This window comes from Pseudomonas sp. PS01297 (assembly GCF_029959305.1).
Taxonomy (GTDB): domain Bacteria; phylum Pseudomonadota; class Gammaproteobacteria; order Pseudomonadales; family Pseudomonadaceae; genus Aquipseudomonas; species Aquipseudomonas helleri.
The window spans coordinates 1-8,825 of the sequence record NZ_JASCPQ010000146.1; the positions used below are offsets into that span (position 1 = coordinate 1).

Annotated in this window: 7 protein-coding genes; 1 reads left to right on the forward strand and 6 read right to left on the reverse strand. The window is 57.3% G+C overall.

Annotation, left to right across the window (positions count from 1 at the left end; genetic code table 11):
• Nucleotides 1-99 precede the first annotated feature (99 nt).
• From era to lptF, 6 genes are all read right to left on the reverse strand, one after another.
• The gene (gene era / locus QMX84_RS24980; RefSeq protein WP_048389733.1) at nucleotides 100-1,002 is read right to left on the reverse strand and encodes a GTPase Era; all 903 of its coding nucleotides are present in this window, start codon (nucleotides 1,000-1,002) and stop codon (nucleotides 100-102) included.
• Nucleotides 995-1,684: a ribonuclease III gene (gene rnc, locus QMX84_RS24985; RefSeq protein WP_048389737.1), complete on the reverse strand. Its 690-nt coding sequence runs from the start codon at nucleotides 1,682-1,684 to the stop codon at nucleotides 995-997. The genes era and rnc overlap by 8 nt, the downstream gene beginning before the upstream one ends.
• Nucleotides 1,685-1,944: 260 nt before the next feature.
• Nucleotides 1,945-2,799 (reverse strand): signal peptidase I, encoded by an 855-nt coding sequence (gene lepB / locus QMX84_RS24990; protein ID WP_048368199.1) that lies wholly within the window; start codon nucleotides 2,797-2,799, stop codon nucleotides 1,945-1,947.
• A 5-nt stretch (nucleotides 2,800-2,804) separates the two neighbouring features.
• The gene (gene lepA, locus QMX84_RS24995; protein ID WP_048368201.1) at nucleotides 2,805-4,604 is read right to left on the reverse strand and encodes a translation elongation factor 4; all 1,800 of its coding nucleotides are present in this window, start codon (nucleotides 4,602-4,604) and stop codon (nucleotides 2,805-2,807) included.
• 145 nt (nucleotides 4,605-4,749) lie between these two features.
• Complete coding sequence (gene lptG / locus QMX84_RS25000; RefSeq protein ID WP_262122807.1) at nucleotides 4,750-5,811, reverse strand: LPS export ABC transporter permease LptG; 1,062 nt, start codon at nucleotides 5,809-5,811, stop codon at nucleotides 4,750-4,752.
• Nucleotides 5,804-6,922 carry an LPS export ABC transporter permease LptF gene (gene lptF / locus QMX84_RS25005; protein WP_282365046.1) on the reverse strand — a complete coding sequence of 373 codons (1,119 nt, stop codon included), beginning with the start codon at nucleotides 6,920-6,922 and terminating at the stop codon, nucleotides 5,804-5,806. Before lptF ends, lptG begins: the two co-directional genes overlap by 8 nt.
• Before the next feature lie 319 nt (nucleotides 6,923-7,241).
• Between lptF and QMX84_RS25010 the strand changes: the two genes are divergently transcribed.
• Nucleotides 7,242-8,732 carry a leucyl aminopeptidase gene (locus tag QMX84_RS25010; protein ID WP_123749678.1) on the forward strand — a complete coding sequence of 497 codons (1,491 nt, stop codon included), beginning with the start codon at nucleotides 7,242-7,244 and terminating at the stop codon, nucleotides 8,730-8,732.
• Nucleotides 8,733-8,825: the final 93 nt, after the last annotated feature.

Sequence of the window (8,825 nt, forward strand, 5' to 3'; positions counted from 1 at the left end):
CGATAGCATCAACTCGGCAAGGCAGGCAGACCGGTTGATGCTATCGCGAGCAAGCCCGCTCCCACAGGATCTTGCAAGGCAGCGAGGTATTACAACCTGTTACTGGTCGCCATAGCCCAGCGAACGCAGGGCGCGTTCGTCGTCGGACCAGCCGCCTTTGACCTTGACCCACAAGTTGAGCATGACTTTGGAGTCGAACAGCAGCTCCATGTCTTTACGCGCTTCAGTACCGATGCGCTTGATGCGCTCGCCCTTGTCGCCAATGATGATTTTTTTCTGCCCGTCACGTTCAACCAGAATCAAGGCATGAATGTGCAAGGTCTTGCCCTGCTGCTTGAATTCTTCGATTTCAACGGTGATCTGGTACGGCAGCTCTGCACCCAACTGGCGCATGATTTTTTCACGAACCAGTTCAGCGGCGAGGAAACGGCTGCTGCGGTCAGTGATCTGGTCTTCCGGGAAGAAGTGGTCGTTTTCCGGCAGATGATCAGCAATCACACGCTCAAGGGCATCGAGGTTGTGGCCGTTTTGAGCCGAGATCGGCACGATCTGGGCGTTCGGCAATTGCTCCTGAAGCCAGGTCAGGTGCGGCATCAATTCAGTTTTGTCTTCGATGCGGTCAGTCTTGTTCAACGCCACAATCACCGGGCCGGTCACGTACTGGACGCGCTCAAGAACCATTTGGTCTTCTTCAGTCCACTTGGTGCGATCCACCACGAAGATCACCACGTCGACGTCTTTCAACGCAGCCGACGCAGTTTTGTTCATGTAGCGGTTCAGGGCCTTTTCACCCCCCTTGTGCATGCCCGGCGTATCAACGTAGATGGCCTGAATATCGCCTTCGGTCTTGATGCCCAGCATGTTGTGGCGGGTGGTCTGCGGCTTGCGCGAGGTGATCGCCAGCTTTTGACCGAGGATGTGGTTCAGCAGTGTGGATTTACCCACGTTTGGTCGACCAACGATGGCGACATAGCCACAGCGAGTTGCAGTTGAATCAGTCATGGCCATTCTCCACGCCAAGGGCAATCAGTGCTGCTGCGGCCGCTACCTGTTCGGCAATACGACGGCTCACACCCTGACCTCGGCTTTTTTCATTCAATAGGGCAATCTCGCACTCAACAAAGAAAGTGCGGCAATGCGGTTCGCCTTGAATATCCACCACTTCATAGCGTGGCAGTTCACAGGCGCGCGACTGCAAGTACTCTTGCAGGCGTGTTTTTGGATCTTTATTGGTGTCGACCAGGGTCAGCGTCTCGAACTCGCCAGCCAGCCAGGCCAATACGCGATCACGGGCGGTTTCCATGCCCGCGTCGAGGTAGATGGCGCCAATCAGCGCTTCAAGGGCATCTGCCAAAATCGACTCGCGACGAAAACCGCCGCTTTTCAGTTCGCCCGAACCCAGGCGCAGGTACTCGCCCAACTCAAAGCCGCGCGCCAGTACGGCCAGGGTTTCGCCTTTGACCAAACGCGCGCGCAGGCGCGACAGCTGCCCTTCACGGGCCAACGGGAAGCGATCAAACAACGCTTCACCGGCGACAAAGTTGAGGATTGCATCGCCCAGGAACTCAAGGCGCTCGTTATTGCGCCCCGCGAAACTGCGGTGTGTCAGGGCCAGGATCATCAGTTCCTGGTCCTTGAAGGTGTAGCCGAGCTGACGCTCTAAACGACTTAAAGAAAAACTCACGATTTACCCACGCTGAGTTCGTGGCCGAATGTCACCACCGGACCGATATTAGGGATCAGTGATGCTCGTTTATCGCATAGCAAATGGACAGGGAACAGGCTGTTCGCCGCCGTCACACTTAACGCTTTGTTCAAATCCACATCCTGAATACTGTTGACCGCCCTGCCTGAGACGGCAGGCGGTCGTAAGAACCGTCAGGCGCCCGATTTATCAGGACGCCTGAAAAGCATTCGGCGCTGTTATTAACAGCGCCGTCTTGGCTACTTGATCAGCCCCACCCGCGAGAAGTTCGGCAGATGGCTCATCTTGGGTTCCGGCCAACTCATCCAAACAGCGAAGGCCTTGCCGACAATGTTCTGGTCGGGAACCATGCCCAGCTCATCTTTGGGAATGTTCGGATCATCCCAGTAACGGCTGTCGTTCGAATTGTCGCGGTTGTCGCCCATCATGAAGTAGTGCCCGGCCGGAACCGTCCACTCGTTATCAGGTGGCGCGCGATAGCGGCTCATTTCCTTGCGGATCATGTGCTCGACTTCGCCCAGCTTCTCTTTGTACAACTCGGCACTGCCCAATGTGCCCGGCTCGACACCTACCAGTTGCTCAGCAACCAGTTGGCCATTGACGTACAAATGCTTGTCGCTGGTGTAGCGAACGGTGTCGCCCGGCAGGCCCACTACACGCTTGATGTAGTTGACCGACGGATCGCTTGGGTAGCGAAACACCATCACATCCCCGCGCTGCGGATCACCCACTTCGATGATTTTCTTGTCGATCACCGGCAAGCGGATCCCGTAAGAAAATTTGTTCACCAAAATGAAGTCGCCCACATCCAGTGTCGGCTTCATCGAGCCCGACGGAATCTGGAACGGCTCAACCAGAAACGAACGCAGCACCAGAACGATGAACAACACCGGGAAGAACGACTTGCCGTACTCGACCAGCAACGGTTCCTTGTTGAGCTTCTCGATGACCTGCATATCAGCCGGCTGAACAGTGGCCTGATAGTTGGCAATGGCCTTGCGCCGGCGAGGTGCCAGGAAGACCAGATCGAGCAGCGCCAGCAAACCGCAGACGGCGACAGCAATAACCAGCAACAGCGGGAAATTTAGTGACATAGGACCTAGCTATCCAACCTGAGCACCGCAAGGAAGGCTTCTTGTGGAATTTCCACGTTACCCACTTGCTTCATGCGTTTTTTACCGGCCTTTTGCTTTTCCAACAGCTTGCGCTTACGGCTAACGTCACCACCGTAGCATTTGGCCAGTACGTTCTTTCTGAGAGCCTTGACAGTGGTTCGCGCCACAATCTGCCCACCAATGGCGGCCTGGATTGCAACATCGAACATCTGACGCGGAATCAGTTCTTTCATTTTTTCGGTTAGCGCACGCCCTTTGTAGTGGGCGTTGTCACGGTGAACGATCAATGCCAGGGCATCGACTTTTTCGCCGTTGATCAATACATCCAGCTTCACCAGATTAGCCGACTGGTAGCGGTCGAAATGGTAATCGAGCGAAGCATAGCCGCGACTGGTGGATTTGAGACGGTCGAAGAAGTCCAGAACCACTTCGTTCATCGGCAAATCGTAGGTCACTTGTACCTGAGTACCCAGGAACAACATGTCGTGTTGAACGCCACGTTTTTCGATACACAGGGTTATGACGTTGCCCAAGTGCTCTTGAGGCACAAGAATGTTGGCACGCACGATCGGCTCGCGCATGTCCTCGATGGCAGACAAGTCTGGCAGCTTGGACGGGTTATCGACGTAAATCGTTTCACCGTTCTTGAGCAGCAGCTCGAAAATTACCGTCGGCGCCGTGGTAATCAGGTCCAGGTCGTATTCGCGCTCCAGGCGCTCCTGGATGATTTCCATGTGCAGCATGCCCAGGAAGCCGCAACGGAAGCCGAAGCCCAGTGCGTCAGAGCTTTCTGGCGTGTATTGCAGCGACGAGTCGTTGAGCGTCAGCTTTTGCAGCGCATCACGGAAGTCTTCGAAGTCATCGGAGCTGACCGGGAACAGGCCCGCGTATACCTGCGGCTGAATGCGCTTGAAACCTGGCAGCACTTCAACATCAGGGGTTGTGCTCAGGGTCAGGGTGTCACCTACCGGCGCACCGTGAATGTCCTTGATACCGGCGATGATGAAGCCCACTTCACCGGCCTTGAGGTCGGCAGTGGCAGTGTGTTTCGGGTTGAATACACCAACGCTGTCCACCAGGTGGACCTTGCCGGTGGATTTAACCAGGATTTTGTCGCCCTTCTTCACGCGGCCGTGGCGCACGCGTACCAAGGACACAACGCCCAGGTAGTTGTCGAACCAGGAGTCGATGATCAACGCTTGCAGCGGATCTTCGATATTGCCGGTAGGCGCAGGAATGGTGTGCACCAGGCGCTCAAGCACTTCATCCACGCCCAGGCCGGTTTTGGCACTGCAGGTCACGGCGTCAGTGGCATCGATGCCGATGATTTTTTCGATTTCTTCTTTCACACGGTCAGGATCGGCCTGCGGCAGGTCGATCTTGTTCAAGACCGGCATCACCTCAAGACCCTGCTCGATAGCGGTATAGCAGTTGGCAACGGACTGGGCTTCTACGCCCTGACCCGCGTCGACAACCAGCAGCGCACCTTCACAGGCCGCCAGAGACCGGCTGACTTCGTAGGTGAAGTCAACGTGGCCCGGGGTGTCAATGAAGTTCAGCTGATAGGTAATGCCGTCTTTGGCCGTGTAGTACAGGGTAACGCTGTGGGCCTTGATGGTAATCCCACGCTCACGCTCCAGGTCCATGGAGTCCAGTACCTGGGCTTCCATTTCGCGGGCAGTCAGACCACCGCACATCTGAATGAAACGATCGGCCAGCGTCGACTTGCCATGGTCAATGTGGGCGATGATGGAGAAATTGCGGATATGACTCAAATCACTCACGGGTCAACACTCAAAAAAAGTCGCAGGCAGACTGCCCGCCGAAAAATAGCCGGGAATTGTACCTGATCCCTGAGCCAAGCGTCACGTTCACAAAAAAGCCCCTATCAAGTGATAGAGGCTTTTTGATCAACCCAAGAGGTATTGATCAACCGGCCCTGCGCAACAACCAGAAACCGGCCAGCGCACAGATACCGGCTGGCAACAGCACCGCGAACAGCGGCGAGAAGCCAAACACCAGGCTGGCTGGCCCCAGCAGGTCTTGCGCAATCTTGAACGCAAAGCCGATCAATACACCGGTGAACACGCGCTGCCCCAAAGTAACAGAACGCAGCGGGCCGAAGATGAAAGAAATGGCCATCAACACCAGCGCAGCCGTGACAAATGGCTGCAACACCTTGACCCAAAATGCCAGCCAGTAACGGCCGTTGTTCAGACCCTGGTCTTTCAAGTAGTGGATGTAGCCCCACAGCCCGGAAATCGACAACGCATCCGGGGCCATGACCACGGTATTGAGCAGCTCGGGGCTCAGCGAAACGTCCCAGCGCTCTTCAGGCGTGTTAACGACTTCAGTATTGCGCTCGTGGAAGACCGTAGTCGCCACATCGCTCAGTTCCCAGTGGTCCTGCGTGAAGTTGGCCTTTTTAGCAAAACTGGCAGACAGCAGGTGGTGTTCTTTATCGAAACGATAACGCGTCACCCCCAGCAGCATGCCATCGGGCTGAACCGCGTTGATGTGGATGAACTCATCCCCCTCGCGGTGCCACATACCATGCTTGGAGCTTTGCGCATCACCGCTGCCCTGGGCCAGTGCCCGGTTGGCCTGAGCCACCGATTCGGTCGCAGGCGCCAGGTACTCGCCAATCAAAATGCCGGCCAGCATCAACACCAGCATCGGCTTCATGACCGCCCAAACAATACGGCCGGTGGACACACCCGCCGCCCGCATGATGGTCAGTTCACTGTTGCTCGCCAGGCTGCCCAAACCAATCAGGCAGCCGATCAGGGCCGCCACCGGCAACATATCGTACAGACGACGCGGCGCGGTCAGCATCACAAAACTGAACACATCCGCCATGGTGTAAGAGCTGGAGAGGCTCTTGACCTCATCAATGAACGCGAACAGCGACGCAAGACCAACGATGATCCCCGACACAGCGAGGATCGCCAGCAACACACTTTTACCAATGTAGCGATCGAGCTTAACCATGAGCCAGCTCCTTCGCGCTACGACGACTCGCCAACTTCAAGCGCAAAGGCTCCCAATAGAACAACAACAGACCAATGATCAAGAACAGACCGTGCACCCACCACAAGCCCAGCGTGGGTGAAATGTTGCCTTTTTCGAGGGCGCCACGGACCAGAATCAAGGCGGTCACATAGCCCATATAGAGAAGGATGGCTGGCAACAGCTTGAGGAAGCGGCCCTGGCGCGGGTTGACTCGCGACAGCGGAACGGCAATCAGGGTCACGATAAAGACCAGCAGCGGCATGGAAATACGCCACTGCAGCTCAGCAATCGCCTTTACGTCAGGGTTGCCGATAAGGCTGCTGGTAGGCATCGCATCGCGGTCGGTGACTTCATTGCTGACATCCGGCTTGGGAAGCAGTACGCCGTAGGTGTCGTATTTGATGGCGCGGTAATCCGCCAAGCCAGGGTTGCCGTCATAACGATAGCCGTTATCCAGAATTAACCAGCGGCTGCCGTCTGGACGCACTTCCTGGCGGCCCTTTTGCGCGACCAAAATGGAAATGCTGCGATCCTTGGCGTCCTGACCGAGGTTCTTCTGGGTGATAAACACGCCCCCCAGATTCGTCCGGTCATTGGTCAATTGTTCGGTGTAGGTCACCCGGGAGCCATCGTTCAGGGTCTGAAAGCGGCCCGGTTCCAGGGTATCGAACTCGGTCAGGGCATCTTGCTTGTTGAGCAGCAGCTGAAACTGCGTAGCGCCCTGAGGCGCCAGGCTCAAGCTTAACCAGGCAACGATCAGCGCCACGATAGTGGCCGGTACCATGCTGATGGCCAACAGACGCTGCTGGCTCATGCCGGTGGCTGACAGGACCGTCATCTCGCTTTCGAGGTACATGCGCCCGTAAGCCAGAAGAAAGCCCAGAAACAGGCCCAGCGGCAAGATCAGCTGCAAGAAGCCGGGCAGACGAACGCCCATGATCAAGAACAGCGAACTGGGGTCCATGGCGCCCGAGGCAGCCTGGGCCAGGTATTTAATGAAGCGACCGCTCATGATGATGACCAGCAGCACAGCGCTGACAGCGCTCAATGTAAGCAGGACTTCGCGGGACAGATAACGGAAGACGATCAAACCAGACACTCCAGGGGTCGTCAGGCTAAGGCGGCCAAACAAGCGGCATAGCGAATCGACACTAGCTCATGTAGATGAGCCTAGTCGTTTAAAAAGATGGCGCATTATCCTGTGAATGGCCGCGCCTGTCACTGCGCATGCTCAGCCAAGGCTTTAAAGCGCTGATTTGCCTGCATTCGAGGGTTGTCAGGCGCGGCCGACGAGGTTCAAACTGCCTGCCTTGACGCCCGCCCGAAGCACAGGTGGGGCGCTGTATCTTTCAAGCACGCGAACCGCACCGTTTGTGCGCACGTTGACCATTTGATTCAGGGACCCGGACATGGAACTGGTTGTAAAAAGCGTCAGCCCAGAAACGTTGAAAACGGCCACTCTCGTGGTCGCCATCAGCGAAGGCCGCAAGCTCGGCCCTACCGCTAAAGCCATCGACGAACTCACCGGTGGCGCCATCAGCGCCGTGGTAAAGCGTGGCGACATCGCCGGCAAAACCGGCCAGAGCCTGTTGCTTCACAGCCTGCCAAACCTCAAGGCCGAGCGCGTATTGCTGCTGGGCACAGGCAAAGACGAAGCACTGGGCGACCGCCCTTTTCGCAAAATCATCAGCGGCGCGCTGAGCGTCCTTAAAGGCCTGGGCGGCAGCGACGCGGTGTTCGCACTCGACGAACTGGTGGTCAAGGGCCGTGACAGCTACAGCAAAACCCGCCTGCTGGCTGAAACCCTGCTCGACGGTGAATACACTTTCGACCGTTTCAAAAGCCAGAAAGCCGAACCTCGCGCCCTGAAAAAAATCACCCTGCTGACCATCAAGGCCGCACAGGCTGAAGTGCAGCGCGCAGTCACCCACGCACAAGCCATTGCCAGCGGCATGTCGTTTACCCGCGATCTGGGCAACCTGCCACCGAACATTTGCCACCCGATTTTCCTGGCCGAACAAGCCAAGGACCTGGGCAAGGAATTCAAAGGCCTGAAAGTCGAGATCCTTGACGAGAAGAAAATCAAGGACCTGGGCATGGGCGCGTTCTACGCGGTCGGCCAGGGCAGCGACCAGCCCCCACGCCTGATCGTGATGAACTACGCAGGCGGCAAAAAATCCGAGAAGCCTTTTGTGCTGGTCGGCAAAGGCATCACGTTCGACACCGGCGGCATCAGCCTCAAGCCGGGTGCGGGCATGGACGAAATGAAGTACGACATGGGCGGCGCTGCCAGCGTGTTCGGCACCCTGCGTGCTGTGCTTGAGCTGAAGCTGCCGATCAACCTGGTGTGCATCCTGGCCTGCGCCGAGAACATGCCAAGCGGCGGCGCGGCGCGTCCGGGCGACATCGTGACGACCATGAGCGGCCAGACCGTTGAAATCCTCAACACCGACGCCGAAGGCCGCCTGGTGCTGTGCGACGCCCTGACCTACGCCGAGCGCTTCAAGCCGCAAGCGGTGATCGATATCGCCACCCTGACCGGCGCGTGCATGGTGGCCTTGGGTGCTCACACCTCCGGCCTGATGGGCAACAACGACGAACTGATCGGCCAATTGCTGGAAGCCGGCAAACAAGCCGACGACCGCGCCTGGCAGTTGCCGCTGTTCGACGAATACCAAGAGCAACTGGACAGCCCGTTTGCCGACATGGCCAATATTGGCGGCCCTAAAGGCGGCGCTATCACCGCGGGCTGCTTCCTGTCGCGCTTTGCCAAGGCCTACCACTGGGCTCACCTGGACATCGCTGGCACCGCATGGGTCAGCGGCGGCAAGGACAAAGGCGCCAGCGGCCGCCCTGTGCCTTTGCTGACGCAATACCTGCTGGATCGCGCCAACGCTTGAAGCTGACAATCGATGGTTGCGCCGCCGGATGGCGGCGCCACCCCGATTCAGGAACCGCAATGCCCGCAGAACCCCATACAGAGCAGACCAAGG

Excerpts from the sequence above, each read along its gene's own strand:
- lepB (WP_048368199.1), bottom strand. The coding sequence starts at position 2,799 with ATGTCACTAAATTTCCCGCTGTTGCTGGTTATTGCTGTCGCCGTCTGC.
- lptG (WP_262122807.1), bottom strand. The coding sequence starts at position 5,811 with ATGGTTAAGCTCGATCGCTACATTGGTAAAAGTGTGTTGCTGGCGATC.
- era (WP_048389733.1), bottom strand. The coding sequence starts at position 1,002 with ATGACTGATTCAACTGCAACTCGCTGTGGCTATGTCGCCATCGTTGGT.
- QMX84_RS25010 (WP_123749678.1), top strand. The coding sequence starts at position 7,242 with ATGGAACTGGTTGTAAAAAGCGTCAGCCCAGAAACGTTGAAAACGGCC.